The organism is Methylobacterium sp. D53M (assembly GCF_053345625.1).
The window spans coordinates 17408-35406 of the sequence record NZ_JBKFAL010000008.1 but is presented as its reverse complement, the minus strand read 5'-3'; the positions used below and the strand labels follow the sequence as shown (position 1 = coordinate 35406).

The 17999-nt window shown below is 72.6% G+C and carries 15 protein-coding genes and 1 tRNA gene; 11 read left to right on the top strand and 5 right to left on the bottom strand.

What is annotated here, in order from left to right; translation table 11 throughout:
- Positions 1-546 (bottom strand): hypothetical protein, encoded by a 546-nt coding sequence (locus ACLBYG_RS13925; protein ID WP_082557795.1) that lies wholly within the window; start codon positions 544-546, stop codon positions 1-3.
- A gap of 430 nt (positions 547-976) precedes the next feature.
- On the opposite strand from ACLBYG_RS13925, the gene ACLBYG_RS13920 reads away from it, so the two are divergent.
- Together ACLBYG_RS13920 and glgX are read left to right on the top strand one after the other, a co-directional pair.
- Positions 977-2398 (top strand): alpha,alpha-trehalose-phosphate synthase (UDP-forming), encoded by a 1422-nt coding sequence (locus tag ACLBYG_RS13920; protein WP_042672419.1) that lies wholly within the window; start codon positions 977-979, stop codon positions 2396-2398.
- A 54-nt stretch (positions 2399-2452) separates the two neighbouring features.
- Positions 2453-4576, top strand: coding sequence for a glycogen debranching protein GlgX (gene glgX, locus ACLBYG_RS13915; RefSeq protein ID WP_447681828.1), 2124 nt, complete (start codon positions 2453-2455; stop codon positions 4574-4576).
- 45 nt (positions 4577-4621) lie between these two features.
- Here glgX and ACLBYG_RS13910 read toward each other — a convergent pair whose 3' ends face one another.
- Positions 4622-5566 carry a ribose-phosphate pyrophosphokinase gene (locus ACLBYG_RS13910; RefSeq protein WP_012318471.1) on the bottom strand — a complete coding sequence of 315 codons (945 nt, stop codon included), beginning with the start codon at positions 5564-5566 and terminating at the stop codon, positions 4622-4624.
- A gap of 226 nt (positions 5567-5792) precedes the next feature.
- Entirely contained in the window at positions 5793-6029 is a 237-nt protein-coding gene (locus ACLBYG_RS13905; protein ID WP_020095575.1) for a DUF4170 domain-containing protein, read from the bottom strand.
- A 184-nt stretch (positions 6030-6213) separates the two neighbouring features.
- Here ACLBYG_RS13905 and ACLBYG_RS13900 point away from each other — a divergent pair, with 184 nt between their 5' ends.
- Positions 6214-6609, top strand: a complete 396-nt coding sequence (locus ACLBYG_RS13900; protein WP_020095574.1) for a hypothetical protein — start codon at positions 6214-6216, stop codon at positions 6607-6609.
- A gap of 22 nt (positions 6610-6631) precedes the next feature.
- Here ACLBYG_RS13900 and ACLBYG_RS13895 read toward each other — a convergent pair whose 3' ends face one another.
- Positions 6632-6892, bottom strand: coding sequence for a hypothetical protein (locus ACLBYG_RS13895; RefSeq protein ID WP_056524639.1), 261 nt, complete (start codon positions 6890-6892; stop codon positions 6632-6634).
- 210 nt (positions 6893-7102) lie between these two features.
- Positions 7103-7195, bottom strand: a tRNA-Sec gene (locus ACLBYG_RS13890).
- 359 nt (positions 7196-7554) lie between these two features.
- Between ACLBYG_RS13890 and ACLBYG_RS13885 the strand changes: the two genes are divergently transcribed.
- The 8 genes from ACLBYG_RS13885 to ACLBYG_RS13850 all read left to right on the top strand — a co-directional run bounded on the left by ACLBYG_RS13885 (position 7555) and on the right by ACLBYG_RS13850 (position 17972).
- On the top strand, positions 7555-9777 hold the full coding sequence (locus ACLBYG_RS13885) for an ATP-binding protein (protein WP_447681827.1): 2223 nt from the start codon (positions 7555-7557) through the stop codon (positions 9775-9777).
- Positions 9774-11138, top strand: a complete 1365-nt coding sequence (gene ntrX, locus ACLBYG_RS13880; protein WP_020095571.1) for a nitrogen assimilation response regulator NtrX — start codon at positions 9774-9776, stop codon at positions 11136-11138. The genes ACLBYG_RS13885 and ntrX overlap by 4 nt, the downstream gene beginning before the upstream one ends.
- A gap of 196 nt (positions 11139-11334) precedes the next feature.
- Positions 11335-11586 carry an RNA chaperone Hfq gene (gene hfq / locus ACLBYG_RS13875; protein ID WP_007563033.1) on the top strand — a complete coding sequence of 84 codons (252 nt, stop codon included), beginning with the start codon at positions 11335-11337 and terminating at the stop codon, positions 11584-11586.
- Positions 11587-11835: 249 nt separating this feature from the next.
- Positions 11836-13248 (top strand): GTPase HflX, encoded by a 1413-nt coding sequence (gene hflX, locus ACLBYG_RS13870; RefSeq protein ID WP_447681826.1) that lies wholly within the window; start codon positions 11836-11838, stop codon positions 13246-13248.
- Complete coding sequence (locus tag ACLBYG_RS13865) at positions 13248-14573, top strand: adenylate/guanylate cyclase domain-containing protein (protein ID WP_447681825.1); 1326 nt, start codon at positions 13248-13250, stop codon at positions 14571-14573. The genes hflX and ACLBYG_RS13865 overlap by 1 nt, the downstream gene beginning before the upstream one ends.
- A 155-nt stretch (positions 14574-14728) precedes the next feature.
- Positions 14729-15691, top strand: coding sequence for a putative selenate ABC transporter substrate-binding protein (locus ACLBYG_RS13860; RefSeq protein WP_447681824.1), 963 nt, complete (start codon positions 14729-14731; stop codon positions 15689-15691).
- 5 nt (positions 15692-15696) lie between these two features.
- On the top strand, positions 15697-16413 hold the full coding sequence (locus tag ACLBYG_RS13855) for an ATP-binding cassette domain-containing protein (RefSeq protein ID WP_447681823.1): 717 nt from the start codon (positions 15697-15699) through the stop codon (positions 16411-16413).
- Positions 16413-17972: a PhnE/PtxC family ABC transporter permease gene (locus ACLBYG_RS13850; protein ID WP_447681822.1), complete on the top strand. Its 1560-nt coding sequence runs from the start codon at positions 16413-16415 to the stop codon at positions 17970-17972. The genes ACLBYG_RS13855 and ACLBYG_RS13850 overlap by 1 nt, the downstream gene beginning before the upstream one ends.
- Positions 17973-17999: the final 27 nt, after the last annotated feature.

Here is a 17999-nt window from a genome sequence, read left to right as displayed (position 1 = left end):
TCAGGCCCGGAAGCTGTCGCGGGCGTCGCCGTCCGGCGCCTCCGGCGGCAGACTGGACGACTTGATGAAGCGGGCGGCGATCAGGCCGGCCACGAAGGTCCCCACGGCGACCGCCACCGGCGCGCGCCGGGCGAAGGACTCGGCCTCGCTGTAGAACTCGCCGAGGCTGCGGCGCTCGATCGAGGAGCCGAGCTGCTCCAGCCCGTCCGCGGCGCTGTCGAAGAAGGCGCGGACGTTCGGCTTGTCGCCGAGATCGCGGCCGGAATTGCGGATCGTCTGCGCCAGGTCGTGGACCGACTGCGCGGCGTCGCTCTTGCGCTGCTCGACGTAGCTCTGCGCCTGCAGCCGGGCCGCGTCGAGCAGGCCGCGCCCGCGCTCGGCCGCCACGTCGGCGAGCCCCTCGACGTCGCCCTGGAGGGCCCGCCACTGGGCGCGCTCCTCCGCGGCGGTGTGGGGCGCGTCGTGCGGCGCGGCGTGCGGCCCCTCGCGGTGCGGATCCGCGATCGGATCCGCGGGGGTGCCTTGCGGTAACTCGTTGCCGGCCATCTCGAAAACACTCCTCGCGGCGCGGGGACGGGGCCGCTCGCGGCGACCGCGGGCCCCGCGATGGCTGAGTAACCGACTCGGCTGTCGCGGGTTCCGGTCCCTGTGCGCCCTTCCGATGCGTGCGCGGGGTCCGGCGCGACGGGCGGCACCGCTCACGCGCCGTTCAGGCAAGATCTGCCAGAACCGCCACGCTTGTACAACGCTCGCACGGGGCGCCCGACCGGGGCGCTCGACCGGGACGGAGCGGCCGCCCTGTCCCGGAACGGCAGGGCCTCGACTTGACCCGCGCCCGGCTTCACGCTTGGGTTGCGGGACGACCGACAAAGGATCGCGCAGGGCCTCCGCGCGTTCTGACATAATAGTGACGTCCCGATGCAGGCGCGGCGAGATCCTCGACCCGACCCGCGCCCCTGATCCGGAGCCGACCCGCGTGGCACGCCTTGTGATCGTATCGAACCGCGTCGCCGTCCCGGAGGAGGGCGGCAAGGCGGTGGCGGCGGGCGGCCTCGCCGTCGCGGTCAAGGAGGCCTTCACGGCCTACGAAGGTCTGTGGTTCGGCTGGAGCGGCACCATCACGGACGAGCCGTCCGAGGAGCCGACGCTGATCGACCGGGGCCGGGTCCAGTACGCCGTCGTCGACCTCTCGCCGCAGGATCACCTGGAATACTACGCCGGCTTCGCGAATCGCGCCCTGTGGCCGATCATGCATTACCGGCTCGGGCTCGGCGCCTTCTCGCGCTCGGACTATGCCGGCTACAGCCGCGTGAACCGGACCTTCGCGCGGGCGCTGGCCAAGCTGGTCGAGCCCGACGACATCATCTGGGTCCACGATTACCACCTGCTGCCGCTCGCCGCCGAGCTGCGCGGACTCGGGCTCGACAACCCGATCGGCTACTTCCACCACATCCCCTGGCCCGCCGCCGACGTGTTCAACTCGCTGCCGGCGAGCGGCGAGCTCCTGCGCGCCATCGTCGACTACGACCTGATCGGCCTGCAGACCGAGGCGGACGTCCAGAACCTGCAGCGCAACCTCGTCGATACCCAGCGGGCGATCCCGCTCGGCGGCGGCTCGCTGATGGTCGACGGCCGCCGGACCCGGATCCGCGCCTTCCCGATCGGCATCGACGTCGCGGGCTTCAAGGAGGCCGCCGAGAAGGCCAATTCCAACAAGGTCGTGCGCGAGACCATCGCGGGCCTGCGCACCCGCAAGCTGCTGATCGGCGTCGACCGGCTCGACTATTCCAAGGGCGTGCCCGAGCGGATGGAGGCGGTGGAGAGCTTCTTCGCCTCGAATCCCGACCAGCGCGGCAACGTCACCTACATCCAGATCACGCCGAAATCCCGCAGCGAGGTGCCGGAATACGAGCAGCTCGCCCGCGAGGTGAACGAGAAGGTCGGCGAGATCAACGGCTCGCTGGGCGACCCGGCCTGGACGCCGATCCAGTACATCACCAAGGCCTATCCGCGGCCCGTGCTGGCCGGCCTCTACCGGGCCGCCCGGGTCGGGCTCGTCACGCCGATGCGCGACGGCATGAACCTCGTCGCCAAGGAGTACGTCGTCGCCCAGAGCGAGGACGATCCGGGGGTGCTGGTCCTGTCGAAATTCGCCGGCGCCGCCCGGCAGTTGCCCGAGGCGCTGCTGATCAACCCCTACGACCGATTCGAGGTCGCCGAGGCGATCCGCGCGGCCCTCTACATGCCGAAGGCCGAGCGGCTGGCGCGCTGGAAGCCGATGGTCGAGCGCATGACCCGCGAGGACGTCGACTGGTGGGCGCGCAACTTCCTGGCGGAGCTCGAGAACTTCCGCACGGTCGAGCGCGAGCCGCCCACCGCCGCCGCGGCCGCCGAATAGCCGGCGCCTCCCGCTGCTCCCGCCCGCCGCCATCCGTGTGACCGGACGCCCCGCATGATCGCCGTCGACGACGGGGTGCCGGCACCGCTCGGCGCCCATTTCGACGGGCGCGGCGTCAACTTCGCCCTGTTCTCCGAACACGCCACCGCGGTCGACATCTGCCTGTTCGAGCCGGGAGAGCGGCACGAGACCCGCACGGTGCGGCTGCCCTGCCGGACCGACGACGTCTGGCACGGCTACCTGCGCGGCGTGTTGCCGGGCCAGCTCTACGGCTACCGGGTGCACGGCCCCTGGGACCCGGCGGCGGGCCACCGGTTCAACGCCTCGAAGCTCGTCCTCGACCCCTACGCGCGGGAGATCCGCGGCCGGATCCGCTGGCACGACGCGCTCTACGGCCACCGCCGGGGCGGCGGGCGCGAGGACCGGATCGACCGGCGCGACAGCGCGGTCTACATGCCGCGCTGCGTGGTCACCGCGCCGGAGGTGCCCGACCTCGCCCTCAACCCGGTCCGCCGGCCGCTCGCCGAGACGGTGGTGTACGAGGCGCACGTCAAGGCGCTGACCCGCACCCATCCCGACATCCCCGAGGCGGAGCGCGGCACCTACGGGGCGCTCGCCCACCCGGCGATCATCGAGCACCTCGTCAAGCTCGGCGTCACCGCCCTGGAGCTGCTGCCGATCCAGGCCTTCGCGGACGACCGCTTCCTGGTGGAGAAGGGGCTCGTCAATTTCTGGGGCTATCAGCCCCTGGGATACTTCGCCCCGGAGCCGCGCTACCTGGGGGAGGGCGGCCTCGGCGGCCTGAAGGCGGCGATCCGGGAGCTGAACGCCGCCGGGATCGAGACCTGGCTCGACGTGGTCTACAACCACACCGCCGAGGGCGACCATACCGGCCCGACCCTGTCGTTCCGCGGCATCGACAACGCCAGCTACTACAAGCTCGATCCCGCCGACCCGCGCCGCAACCGCGACTGCACCGGCTGCGGCAACACCTTCGACGCGAGCCACCCGCGGGTGATGCAGCTCGTGCTCGATTCGCTGCGCCACTGGGTCACCGCCTACGGCATCGCGGGCTTCCGCTTCGACCTCGCCTCGAGCCTCGGGCGGGCGCCCTTCGCCTTCACCCCGCAGGCGGCGTTCTTCCAGGCCGTGGCGCAGGACCCGGTGCTGGCGCGGGTCAAGATGGTGGCCGAGCCGTGGGATGTCGGGGAGGGCGGCTACCAGCTCGGCGGCTACCCGCGCGGCTGGAGCGAGTGGAACGACAAGTTCCGCGACGCCGCCCGGGGCTTCTGGAAGGGCGATTCCGCCACGCTCGCCAAGGTCACGCAGGGGCTGACCGGCTCGCGCGAGGTGTTCGCCCCGTCCGGGCGCTCGCCGCTGGCCAGCGTCAACTTCATCGCCAGCCACGACGGCTACACGCTCGCCGACACGGTGTCGTACGAGGAGAAGCACAACGCGGCCAACGGCGAGGACAACCGCGACGGCCATAACCACAACGTCAGCCGCAACTACGGCGTCGAGGGCGACACCGACGACGCGGCGATCCTGGCGCTCCGCGCCCGCCAGAAGCGCAACATGCTGGCGACGGTGATGCTGGCCCAGGGCGTCCCGATGCTGCTCATGGGCGACGAGCGCTCCCGCAGCCAGGGCGGCAACAACAACGCCTACGCCCAGGACAACCCGACGAGCTGGATGGACTGGAGCGTCGATCCGGATCCGGCCCTCACGGACTTCGTGGCCAACCTGCTGGCCCTGCGCCGGGCCCAACCGGCCCTGCGGCGGCGGCGCTTCTTCACGGGCGCGCTGATCGACCCCGACGAGCCCCTGCGCGACGTGCACTGGCTCTCCCCCGAGGGCATCGAGATGGAGGTCCGGCACTGGTCCGACGACGGGCTTCAGGTGTTCGGCATGCAGATCGGCAACGACGGCGACCCGGGCGAGCGCCTGCTGATGCTGTTCAATGCCGGGGCGGAGGCCGTCAGCTTCCGCCTCGCCCCGGTGATCGGCGGCCCGTGGACGCCGGCCTTCGACACGGGCGAGCCCGCGGGCGCCCGCACCCCCGGCGCGCCGGCGATCGCGGCCGGGACCGCCGTGCCGCTGCCGGGCCGCACGGTCCTGGTGCTCACCGCGCCGGGCACCGAGACCGGCAACCGGGGCGGCTGGGTGCCGGGCCGGTAGGGGCGGGGCGCCTCAGGACCGGCCAGAATCGGCCGGACGGCGCCGTCAGTCGAACAGGCTGGAGACGCTGGATTCGGTCGCGGTCCGGCCGATCGCCTCGCCGAGCAGCGGCGCGATCGTCGCTACCCGGATGTTGCGGGCGAGCTTGACGGCCTGCGTCGGCTGGATCGAGTCGGTGATCACCAGCTCCTTCATCCGCGAGGCGGCGATGCGCGAGACCGCGCCGCCCGACAGCACGCCGTGCGTGATGTAGGCCGAGACGTCCTTGGCGCCGGCGTTGAGCAGGGCCTCGGCGGCGTTGACCAGGGTGCCGCCCGAATCGACGATGTCGTCCACGAGGATGCAGGAGCGGCCCTCGACCTCGCCGATGATGTTCATCACCTCGGACTCGCCGGGGCGCTCGCGGCGCTTGTCGACGATGGCGAGCGGGCAGTCGATCCGCTTGGCGATGGCGCGCGCCCGGACCACGCCGCCGACGTCCGGCGAGACCACCATCCGGTCGGCGCTCGGCAGCCGCTCCTTGATGTCGCGCACCATCACGGGGGCGGCGAACAAGTTGTCGGTGGGGATGTCGAAGAAGCCCTGGATCTGGCCGGCGTGGAGGTCGAGGGTCAGGACGCGGTCGGCGCCGGCCTCCGTGATCAGGTTCGCCACCAGCTTGGCCGAGATCGGGGTGCGGCCGGAGGTGCGCCGGTCCTGCCGCGCGTAGCCGAAATACGGGATCACCGCCGTGATGCGCCGGGCCGAGGACCGGCGCGCGGCGTCGATCATGATCAGCAGCTCCATCAGGTGGTCGTTCGCCGGGAACGAGGTCGACTGGACGATGAACACGTCCTCGCCGCGCACGTTCTCCTGGAGCTCGACGAAGATCTCCATGTCGGCGAAGCGCCGGACCATGCACTTGGCGAGCGGCAATTCGAGATAGGCCGCGATCGCCTCGGCCAGGGGCCGGCTGGCATTCCCGGCGATGATCTTGATCGAGGATTTCATGGGCGGCCGCTCGCTCGCGGCCGGACCTCCCGCCGCTCTTGTTCAGACCGGTCTCCCGAGGAGCCGGAACGATCCGATGACGGGCGAGGCTCTTAGCAGCGGGCCGGAAGTGTCACAATGCCTTCACGGCCGCGCCCTCACCGCGCTCTTACCCCGCTCTCACCGCGGACGCGCGCGGCGGACCCGGCCCCGGACCCGGGTTCGGATCCCCGCGCGCCCGGTCCCCTTAGGGGGCCGGCGGCTCCAGCAGCCGGTGCAGGTGCACCACGAAGTAGCGCGTCTGCGCGCTGTCGACGGTGGCCTGGGCCTTGGCCCGCCACGCGGCCTGGGCGGTGGCGTAGTCCGGGAAGATGCCGACGATGTCGAGGTTCTTGATGTCCCGGAACCGGACCCCGTCGAGATCCTGCAATTCACCGCCGAAGACCAAGTGCAGTCTCTGGTCGCTGTCGATTTCCGTCGTCATGGCCCGTCCTCCGTTCCTGCGCGGCGCTCGCAAATGGCGGGCCCGCGGTCAAGCCTGAACATCCGCAGGCGAGCCCCCAATCCGCCGCAGGTCTGCGGCGGCCGGGCGAGGGGCCCGGCCGGGGGGCTGAGCGTAGCGGCGCGGTGGATGCGCAACACCGGACGCGCCGTGCTACGAGCGGCCCATGACACGCCGCCTCCTCCCCGACGCCGTCCTCGTCGCGCTGGCCCTCGGCCTCGGCGCGGCGCAGGTCCAGGCCCAGCAGGCGCCCCGCGCGCCCCGCCCCGACAGGAGCGTCCCGGACCGGCGGGCCGGGCCGCCGGTGATCGGCTGCCCGTCGCTGGCCAATTACCGCATGCTGATGCGCGACGGTGCGGCGGCGGCCGCGGCGCACTTGGCCGACCCCAAGGCGGACCATCTCGGCTGCGCGGCGCTGGCGCGCACGGACCTCGCCGGCATCGTCGACAAGGTGACGCTGGGCGGCGCGAGCTACGACTGCGCCGCCGTGCGCGGCACCACGGCCTGCCACTGGATCGCGCCCGGGACGATTCCCGAAGGCCCCGCACCGGCCAAGCGCTGACGGTCGGCCGCGCGGCCCGCGCTCAGCGCAGGTGGCCGCTGGCGCGCAGGTCCCGCTCGACGGCGTCGTGGAGAGCCTGGAGGGGATTGTCGTTGATGGCGGCGGGCGGGTGCAGCGGCGCCATCGGGGCGGGCCGCGCGTCGAGCCCCGGCAGGATCGTGGCCTCGGCGCCCGGCCGACGCGGGGGAAGTCGCACGGGAAGTCGCACGGGCCGGCGCGCCGCGAGGGTTCGCAGCGCCTCGCGGGCGCCGGGCGGGAGGAGCGTGACGAGTCTGTCCAGCATGGCCGGCCTCAGCGCGCGCGGCCGGCCGCGGCAGGCGGGAACGGGACGGTGGCGGCGGATCGGTTCTTCACGCGGGCACCCGTGCGGGATCGATCGCGGGAAACGAGCCGGCACCCCCACAGTTCCGATGAAGCAGTATCGCGAATTTAATCGCACGTGTCGCCTGAATATCGGCGAACACTGGTTCATCGGTTTCGATTGTCTGAAGCGTGGCGGAAGCGGATGGGAATCGAACCCACCGTACGCTGTTGGCGTACCGCTGGTTTTGAAGACCAGGAGGGCCACCAGACCCCGTTCGCCTCCACGACCGGGGGTACGGGCGGGGCGGGGCGGGGTCAAGGCCGGCCGCGTGCGGCGGATCGCGCCGCCGATCCGCCGCCCGGACGCCCGGATTCGTATTAATTCCGCCACACTGTTGTGGCCCTGCACCAGTCATGCCGTTCCTGAGACGCTCACGGACAGAGGAAGGCCCCGCGTCGGTTCCCGAGAGGGGTGCCGACGGGGCGGGCCAGGACGCGGTCCAGCAGGACGCTGTCCAGCCGGCCGCGGATCAGCGGGACGCGGGCACGCCCGCGGGCCCCGAGGCGTCCCAGCCGTCCGGCACGCCCCTGGCGGAATCGCTGCGGCCGGGCCCGCGCGGTCCCGGCTGGATCGGCGCCGCCATGGTGATCACCGCCCTGGTCTCGGCGCTCGCGACCTTCCTGATCCTGGCCGGGGTGATCCGGGTGACGCCGACGCCGGCCTACGGCGTGACGCTGCTGGCCATCAACGCCGCCCTGGTGCTCGGCCTCGCGGTCATCATCGCCTGGGAGGCGCGGGTCTTCCTGCACGCCCGCAAGGCCAACGCCGCGGTGGCGCGCCTGCACACCCGCATCGTCGGCCTGTTCTCGCTGATCGCGATCCTGCCGACGATCCTGCTCGCCGTGGTCGCCTCGGTGACGATCGACCGGGGCCTGTCGCTCGGCTTCACCGACCGGGTCCGGGACGTGGTGCTGAAATCCGTGGAGGTGGCCGACGCCTACCAGGAGAACCAGTGCCAGAGCCTCGCCCGCGAGATCCGCATCCTCGCCGACGACCTCACCCGGGCCCGGCCGAACTTCGACGTGAACCGGGACTGGTTCCAGACCTTCCTGACCACCCGGGCGACCAATCTCGGCCTGCCGGTGGCGCAGATCATGCGCGGCCCCACCGAGGTGGTGGCCCGGGCCAAGATCGACGTCCTGAAGACGAACCGCCTGCCCTCGGCGGCGGCCTTCGAGGACGCGGCGAACTCCGCCGATCCGATCTGCCTCCTGCCCACCGAGGGCCGGGTCTTCGCCGCGCTGCTACGCATGCCGGCCTACGACGACGCCGTGCTGATGGTGCAGCGGGAGGTGAGCCAGCTCGCCATCGAGTTCCCGGGCGTGTCCCGGGCGGCGGCGGCCGAGTACCTCACCTACGATTCGCTGCGCCGCTCGATCCAGATCACCTTCGCGTCGGTGTTCCTGCTGATCGCGCTGATCGCGCTGCTCTCGGCCGTCTGGTTCGGCATGAACTTCGCCAACCGGTTCGTGGCGCCGATCCGGCGGCTGATCAACGCCGCCGACCAGGTGGCGTCGGGCAATTTCTACGCCCAGGTGCCGACCAAGAAGACCAGCGGCGACCTCGCCCACCTGGGCGAGAGCTTCAACAAGATGACCCAGGAGCTGCGCCGCCAGCACGCCGGTCTGATCGCCGCGAGCGACCTGATCGACACCCGCCGCCGCTTCACCGAGGCCGTGCTGTCGGGGGTCTCGCCCGGGGTGATCGGCCTCGACGCGGCGGGCTTCGTCACCATCGCCAACCCCGCCGCCGAGCGGATGCTCGACCTCGCGAGCGACGCCCTGGTCGGAGAGCCGCTGGCCCGCGCGGTGCCGGAGCTCGCGCCGGTGCTGGCCGAGAGCGAGGCGCGCCCGCGCAGCCTGCAGCAGCAGCAGGTCCAGCTCACCCGGTCCCGGGGCGAGCGCACCATCACGGTGCGGGTCACGAGCGAGCAGGCGCAGGGGGCGTCCCGCGGCTCGGTGGTGACGCTCGACGACATCACCGACCTCGTCCAGGCGCAGCGCAGCTCCGCCTGGGGCGATGTGGCGCGCCGCATCGCCCACGAGATCAAGAACCCGCTGACCCCGATCCAGCTCTCCGCCGAGCGGATCCGGCGCAAGTACGGGAAGGTCATCACCGCCGACAAGGAGGTGTTCGACCAGTGCACCGCCACGATCGTCCGGCAGGTGGACGAGATCAAGCGCATGGTCGACGAGTTCTCGGCCTTCGCGCGGATGCCGAAGCCCGCCATCGCGCCGAACGACCTCACCGAGATCGCCAAGCAGAACCTGTTCATGATGCGGGTCGCGCACCCGGACATCGACTTCGCGTTCTCGGCCCAGGGCGGCGCGGGCAGTGCGGAGAAGATCGTGGCGGCCTTCGACATCAGGCTGCTCAGCCAGGTGATCACCAACATCCTCAAGAACGCCGTCGAGGCGGTGGCCGAGGTGCCGGAGGCCGAGCTCGGCAAGGGCAAGATCAGCCTGAACCTCGCCGTCGAGGACGGGTTCGCGGTGATCGCCGTCACCGACAACGGCAAGGGATTCCCGGCCGAGGGGCGCCAGCGCCTGCTCGAGCCCTACATGACCACCCGCGAGGGTGGAACCGGGCTGGGGCTTGCTATCGTCAGCAAGGTGCTCGAGGAGCACGGCGGCGGGATCGAGCTGAACGACAATCCCGCCGGCCGCGGCGGCCAGGTCCGGATGCGGGTCCCGCGCGAGCACGGGCCCGAGCCGGCGGCGGCGGCCCCTGAGACCAGTCCCGTCACGACAGAGGAGAAGGGCGCCGCGCCGACGGCCCCCCGGATCGCGGAGATGCACGCATGAGCGCCGATATCCTGATCGTCGACGACGAGGCCGACATCCGCGACCTCGTCGCCGGGATCCTGGACGACGAGGGCCACCGCTGCCGCACGGCCGGAGGCTCGGACGAGGCGCTCGCCGCCATCGAGGCGCGCCGGCCGCACCTCGTCTTCCTCGACATCTGGCTGCAGGGCTCCCGGCTCGACGGCCTGCAGGTGCTCGACCTGATCAAGGCCGCGAACCCCGACCTGCCGGTGGTGATGATCTCGGGCCACGGCAACATCGAGACCGCGGTCTCGGCCATCAAGGCGGGCGCCTACGACTTCATCGAGAAGCCGTTCAAGGCCGACCGGCTGATCCTCGTGGCCGAGCGGGCGCTGGAGGCCTCCCGGCTCCGGCGCGAGGTCCGCGACCTGACGGCGCGCTCCGGCGCCACCAACCGCATCGTCGGCACGTCGCTCGCCATCAACCAGCTGCGCCAGACCCTCGACCGGGTGGCGCCGACGAACGCCCGGGTGATGATCACCGGCGCGCTGGGCGCCGGCAAGGAGCTCGCGGCGCGCAGCCTGCACAAGGCCTCGGCCCGCTCGAACGGCCCGTTCGTGCTCCTCAACGCGGCGGCGATCCTGCCCGAGACCATGGAGGCCGAGCTGTTCGGGGTCGAGGGCGAGAGCGGCCGGCGGGTCGGCGCCCTGGAGGAGGCCCACGGCGGCACCCTCTACCTCGACGAGGTCGCCGACATGCCGCGGGAGACCCAGAACCGGATCCTGCGCGTCCTCGTCGACCAGAACTTCCAGCGGGTCGGCGGCACGACGCGGGTCCACGTCGATGTCCGCATCATCTCCTCGTCCTCCCGGGACCTTCAGGAGGAGATCGCCGCCGGCCGCTTCCGCGAGGACCTGTTCCACCGCCTGTCGGTGGTGCCGATCCGGGTGCCGGCCCTGTCGGAGCGCCGGGAGGACGTGCCCGAGCTGATCCAGTTCTTCATGGACAACATCTCGTCCCAGACCGGCCTGCCCAAGCGCCGGATCGCCGAGGACGCCATGGCGGTGCTGCAGTCGCACAACTGGCCGGGGAACGTGCGCCAGCTCAAGAACAACGTCGAGCGGCTGATGATCCTGACCCAGGCCGACCCGGAGCAGGAGGTCACCTCGGAGATGCTGCCCTCCGAGATCGGCGCCCTGGTGCCGACGACGCCGGGCGGCGCGGGCGGCGAGAAGCTGATGAGCCTCGCGCTCCGGGAGGCCCGCGAGATCTTCGAGCGCGAGTACCTCGTGGCGCAGATCGCGCGGTTCTCGGGCAACATCTCGCGCACCGCCGAGTTCATCGGCATGGAGCGCTCGGCCCTGCACCGCAAGTTGAAGTCCCTCGGCATCGGCCCGTGAGGCCGCGGCGCCGGGGCGCGCGTTGAGGGCGGGGCCGATCCGTCACGGATCGGCTGGAACGGGGGTTGCTTGCACCCACGCTTTCACGTCGTCATGGTGTTGGTATACACGGCCCTGGACCGGATGATCGGACGATCCGGCCCGCGGCATACTCCTCCCGGACCGAGCGAGCCGGGACAACAAGAAGGCCAAGAAGATGGCGGGCGAACGCGCACAGAACCTTCAGGACACCTTTCTCAACCATGTCCGCAAGAACAAGATTCCGCTGACCATCTTCCTCGTCAACGGCGTCAAGCTGCAGGGCGTGGTGACGTGGTTCGACAATTTCTGCGTGCTGCTGCGCCGGGACGGGCACTCGCAGCTGGTCTACAAGCACGCGATCTCCACGATCATGCCGGGCCACCCGGTGCAGCTGTTCGAGCCGGACGAGACCGCCGAGAAGGCGTGAGGGCCGGCGGCCCCGGCGCCTAGCGGGCCGGAAGCCGGGGATCGGGCGGGTCGGAGGCCCGATGCGCCGCGCGGGCGGCGCCGCGCGACCGGCGCGGCCGCGGCGGGGGGAGGGCGGAGACCCCGCCCGCCGACGGATATCTGTGCCCGTTCGCGGCCGGCATCTTGGCCCGGCCCGCCCGCATCCCCATTCTGACACTCCGACCTCTCCAACGAAGCCGTCGCCCGGGGCGGCGGCGCCGAAGGCCGTATGACCGAAACGCTGACGTCCGGCGAAGCCCGCCTCCAGGCGCAGGCCGCCCCCGAGGGCGAGATCGCCGCGGCGACCCACACCCTGGTGATCGGCCCCTACCTCGCCCGCGGCGCGGCGGGGGCCGGCCCCGGACCGGCCGCGCCGTCGCGCTCCGTGGAGGCCCGCCTCGACGAGGCGACCGGGCTCGCCGCCGCGATCGAGCTCGACGTGGTCGAGAGCCTCGCCGTCAGCCTGCCGCGGATCCGGCCCTCCACCTATCTCGGCAAGGGCCGGGTCGAGGAGATCGCCGGCCTGATCCGCGCCCGCGAGATCGGCCTCGTCGTGATGGACTGCGCCCTGTCGCCGGTGCAGCAGCGCAACCTCGAGAAAGCCTGGGGCGCCAAGGTCATCGACCGCACCGGCCTGATCCTGGAGATCTTCGGGCGCCGCGCCTCCACGCGCGAGGGCACGCTGCAGGTCGAGCATGCCCACCTCGCCTACCAGAAGTCCCGCCTCGTCCGCTCCTGGACCCACTTGGAGCGCCAGCGCGGCGGCTTCGGCTTCCTGGGCGGCCCCGGCGAGACCCAGATCGAGGCCGACCGGCGCATGATCCAGGAGCGCATGACCCGGATCGAGCGCGACCTCGACGCGGTGGTGCGCACCCGCGGCCTGCACCGGCAGAGCCGGGCCCGGGTGCCGTACCCGATCGTCGCGCTCGTCGGCTACACGAACGCCGGGAAGTCGAGCCTGTTCAACGCCCTGACCCGGGCCGAGGTCACCGCCAAGGACATGCTGTTCGCGACCCTCGACCCCACCGCGCGGGCGACCAAGCTGCCCCACGGCGAGACAGTGATCCTGTCGGACACGGTGGGCTTCATCTCCGACCTGCCGACGCCCCTGATCGCGGCCTTCCGGGCGACGCTCGAGGACGCCATCGAGGCCGACGTGCTGCTCCACGTGCGGGACGTCGCCCACGTCGATTCCGAGGCCCAGGCCGAGGATGTCGGCGAGGTCCTGCGCGAGCTCGGCATCGAGACCAGCACCGACCGGATCATCGAGGTCTGGAACAAGGCCGACCTGCTCGACGACGACGAGCGCGCGCGGCTCCTGAACCTCAGCGGCCAGGCCAGGGCCCGCAACGACCGCGACAGCACCGCGCCGGTCCTGGTCTCGGCGGTGACCGGGGAGGGGCTCGCCGCCCTGGCGGCCCGGATCGAGGCGCGGATCGGGCGCAACCGCGCAAGCTTCGCGGTGGCGCTGCCGCCGGAGGACGGGGCGGCGCTGAACTGGCTCTACGAGAACGCCGAGATCCTCGACCGCCGGTCGGAGGCCGACGGCACCCTGCACCTCGCGATCCGGATCGCCCCCGAGAAGGAGCCGCGCTTCCTCAACCGCTTCGCGGCGGCCCGGCGCCTCGGCCGGGGCGGTTGATGGCCTCGGGCAGCGCCGGCAACCCGACGCTCTCCGCGCTGCGGCCCGCGCGGGCTCCTGCCGAGGGCCGGGCGGATCCCGGATCGGACGACGAGGCGGTTTTGCGGACCATGCAGGCCGGCGGCGGCCTGCGCCTGCTCGGCCTGCGGGTGGTGATCGTGCTGGTGCTGCTGATGGCGGCCCAGGCCTATGACGGCTCGCTGCACGCCCTGAGCCACTGGTTCATCCTCGGCCTGTACGGCCTCGGCACGATCTGGTTCGGGCTGCGGGAGCGCGGCGGCGGCCCCGCGGCCACCGTCTACAGCTGGGCCGGCACCGGCCTCAATGCCGGGCTCGCCGTCTACGTGATCATCGAGCACATGCTGGCCGGCGGCGGGGCGGGGCTCGGCGCCGACGCGGTGAGCCGCCTGCCCGCCTTCCTGCTCCTGCTCCAGACCGGCCTGAGCATGCGGGTGGCGCAGACCCTGCTGTTCTGCGGGCTCGTCACCGTCTGCTGGAGCGCGGCCTTCCTCGTCGGCCTGGTCCATCCGGACCTGTTCCCGAACGCCGACACCTTCCCGACCGCGCAGCTCACCGGGCTCGCCACCTTCATGGCGGCGGGCCTCCTGGTGGTCGACGGCATGGTCCGCCTGCGCGCCGCGGTGGTGCGGGCCCTGCGCATGGAGCACGAGCGGACCCAGCTCGCCCGCTTCGTGCCCGACACGGTCGCCCTCGACCTCGCCGCCGACGACGGCGATTCCGGCCTCGGCATCCACCGGCGCCACGCCTGCCTGATGATCCTCGACATCCGCGGCTTCTCGCGGCTCTCCCGCGAGCACCCGCCCGAGGCTATGGTGACGGCCCTGCTGGGGGTCCGGGCGGCGGCCCAGGCGGCGGTGGCGGAGCAGGGCGGCCTCGTCGACAAGTATATCGGCGACGCGGTGCTGGTGCAGTTCGTCGTCGGCCATCCCGACGTCCAGGCGCGCGCGGCGCTCGCCTGCGCCCTGTCGATCCGCGACCGGATCGCCGCGCTCAACGCGGCCCGCGCCCGGGAGAATCTGTTCCCCCTGCGGGTCGTGGTCGCCCTGCACGCGGGCGACCTGCTGGTCGGGGTCTTCGACGACGGCGTGCGGGCCGAGTACACGGTGCTGGGTCCGGCGATGAACGCCCTGGCGCGGATCGAGACCCAGGCCAAGGCGGCCGAGATCGAGATCGCCGCGTCGGGAGACTTCCTGGACCTGCTCGGCGGCGTGCTCCCGGCCGGGATCCGGGCCGTGCCGGTGCCGGACGCCGCCCTGCCGGAGCACCTCACCCTGTCGGCGATCGCGGTGGCGCCCGGCGCCTGAGACGGTTCCCGGGGGATCCCGGCGGCGTCTCGGCGGTCTCCCGTCGCCGCAGGGCGCCGGGATCGCGAGGATCGAGGCTGGCGCGCGCGGCGTCTTCTGCTACGCCCGCCGTGTTGCGAGCCCACCGTGCGTGGGCGTGGTGCCACGAGGACGCGATGCAGGGATCGACGCTGGGATCGAAGCCGGGCTCCAAGTCGGGATCAAGGTCGGGATCGAAGCCGGGACCGGGCTGGCTGGGGCGGCTCGCCCTGGGCGTCCTGGCGGCCCTGGCCGCCGCCGGGCCGGCGCGGGCGCAGGAGAAGCCGGCCGCGAAGGCGCTCCCGCCCCTCGTCTTCACCGGCATCCCCGACCAGGACGAGAGCCGGCTGGTCGAGCGCTTCGGCAAGGTCGCCGCCTATCTGGAGGCCGAGCTCGGCGTGCCGGTGCGCTACATCCCGGTGAAGAGCTACCCGGCGGCGGTCACCGCCTTCACCAACGGGCAGGTGCAGCTCGCGTGGTTCGGCGGCTTCACCGGCGTCCAGGCGCGCAAGGCCGTGCCGGGCTCCCAGGCGATCGCGCAGGGCGCCGAGGACGCGGCGTTCAAGACCTACGTCATCGCCAACGCCGCCACCGGGCTGAAGCCGGAGAAGGATTTCCCGAAGGCCGTCGCGGGCAGGACCTTCACGTTCGGCGCCCGCGCCTCGACCTCCGGGCGGCTGATGCCCGAGTACTTCGTCCGGCAGGCCTTCCCGGGGAAGACCCCGGAGCAGGTCTTCGCCCGGGTCGGCTTCTCGGGCGACCACACCCGGACGATCCAGCTGGTCCAGTCCGGCGCCTTCGCGGTCGGCGCCGTCGACTACTCGGTCTGGGACCTCGACTCGAAGGCCGGCAAGGTCGACCCAAAGGCCGTCTCGGTGATCTGGGAGAGCCCGACCTTCCCCGATTACCAGTGGACCGTGCGGGGCGATGTGGAGCAGACCTACGGCGCCGGCTTCACCGACAGGCTGCGGGCCGCGCTGACCGGCATCGCCGACCCGGCGATCCTGGAGCCGTTCGGGCGCTCGAAGTTCATCCCCGTGACCAACGCGGCCTACGAGCCCCTCGTCGAGGTGGGACGCTCCACCGGCCTCCTGGACTGACGCGCGTGTCGCGCGGCGCGGCAGCCGGCGAGGAGTCGGGCAAGGAGGCGGGCGCGGGGTCCGGCGCGGCCATCGTCCTGGCGAACGCCTCCGCGGCCTATGACGGGCGCCCGGTTCTGTCGGGCCTCGACCTGACCGTGCGGGCGGGCGAGCGGGTCGCGCTCATGGGGCGCTCGGGGGCCGGCAAGTCGACCCTGATCGGCCTGATCCACGGGCAGGCCCCCGGGCGGGTGGCCCTGGTGCCGCAGGCGGCCGCCCTGGTGCGGCCGCTCTCGGTGTTCCACAACGTCTACATGGGCCGCCTCGACCGGCGCTCGACCCTGCACAACCTGCGCACCCTGGTCCGGCCGGCGCGGGCCGACGTCGCCGCCGTGGCGGCGGTCCTCGACCGGGTCGGGCTCGCGGACCGGCTCTGGGACCGGGCCGGGGAGCTCTCCGGCGGCCAGCAGCAGCGCGTCTCGGTGGCCCGCGCCCTCTACAACGGACGGCCGATCCTGGTGGCGGACGAGCCGGTCTCGGCGCTGGACCGCCAGCAGGGCGGCCGGATCCTCACCGAGCTGGCCCGCGGGCACGAGACCCTGATCCTGGCGCTCCACGACGTGGCCCTGGCCCTCGCCCACACCGACCGGATCGTGGTGCTGGAGGCCGGCCGCATCGTCCTCGACGCCCCGTCGAAGGACCTCGATCCGGCGCGGCTCAACCCGTTCTACGAGGCGGCCTGATGGGCGCCGTCGCGGGCAAGGCCGGGTTCCTGCCGCGGCCGGGCTACGCGGCGGTGAGCCGCTGGTTCCTGGCGGCGGCGCTCGCCGGCCTGCTGGTCGCCGACCTGCAGGTCACGACCCTCCACCCCTTCGCCGACCTCGCCCGGCTGCTGGGCGGCCTGATCCGGCCCGATTTTTTCGCCGTCGAGGGCTGGAGCGTCCTCTACACCGTGGCCTTCGCGATGCTCGGCGTCGGGCTCGGGGCCGGGGCGGGGCTGCTGCTCGCCGTCCCCTTCGCCCGCTCGCGCCCCGTCCGGCTCGCCTGCGCGGGCCTGCGCGCCGTCCACGAGCTGTTCTGGGCGCTGCTGCTGATGCAGGTCTTCGGCCTGTCGGCGACCACCGGCGTCCTCGCCATCGCGCTGCCCTACGCGGGCATCTGCGCCAAGGTCTACGCCGAGTTGATCGAGGAGGCCGACCTCGCGGCGCTCCGCGTCCTGCCCGCGGGAACCGGGGCGGTCTCGGCCTTCCTGTACGCGCGCCTGCCCGAAGTGGCCGGACGGATGCGCGACTACACCCTCTATCGCCTCGAATGCGGCCTGCGCTCCAGCCTCGTGCTGGGCTTCATCGGCCTGCCGACCATGGGCTTCGCCTTCGAATCCGCTTTCCGCCAGGGCCGCTACGCCGAGGCCGGGGCGCTGCTCCTGATCTTCTACGCGCTGATCGGCACGCGCCGGCTCTGGGTGCGCGCCCGGACCCTGCCGTTCCTCCTCGTCGGCGCCGTGCTGGCGCTGCCGCCGACCGTCGGCAGCGCGGCGATCGGCCCGAGCCTCGCCCGCTTCCTCGGCCACGACGTCGTGCCGGCCCCGCTCCGGGGCGCGCCGCTCGCCGAGCCCGAGACCTGGGCGCGGCTCTGGTCGTGGCTGCGCCCGATCCTGACCGAGCAGGTCCTGCCCGGGACCGCCCAGACCCTGATCCTGGCGCAGATCGCCCTGGCCGCCACCGCCCTCGGGGCCCTCGTCCTGTTCCCGCTGACCGCGCGGCGCTTCGCCGGGCCGATCGGGCGGCCGCTGGGGCGGGCGCTCCTCGTGGTGGTGCGCTCCACGCCGGAATACATGCTGGCCTACGTCGCCCTGCAGCTGCTCGGCCCCTCGATGCTGCCGGCGATCCTGGCGCTGGCCCTGCACAATGCCGGCATCGTCGCCTACCTGATGGGCCGGCACGCCGACGCGATCCCCTACCGGCCGGACGCCCCCCGGGGCCTCGACCTCTACGCCTACGAGACCGTGCCGCGGCTCTACGGGCAGTTCCTGGCCTACCTGCTCTACCGCTGGGAGCTGATCCTGCGGGAGAGCGCGATCTTCGGCATCCTGGGGGTCACGACCTTGGGCTTCTATGTCGACGCCGCGATCTCGGAATTGCGCCTCGACGTGGCCCTGGTGCTGATCGCCGCCACCGCGCTGGTGACGATGGCGGTCGACGCGTTCTCGCGGGCGCTCCGCCGGTCCCTGCGGATCGACACCCTGCCGACCCGGCTCTCCGGGCCGCAGCCGATCACCGGGGCGGAGGCTGCGGACGGCTGATCGGGGCGCCGTCGTCGCTGCGAGCGG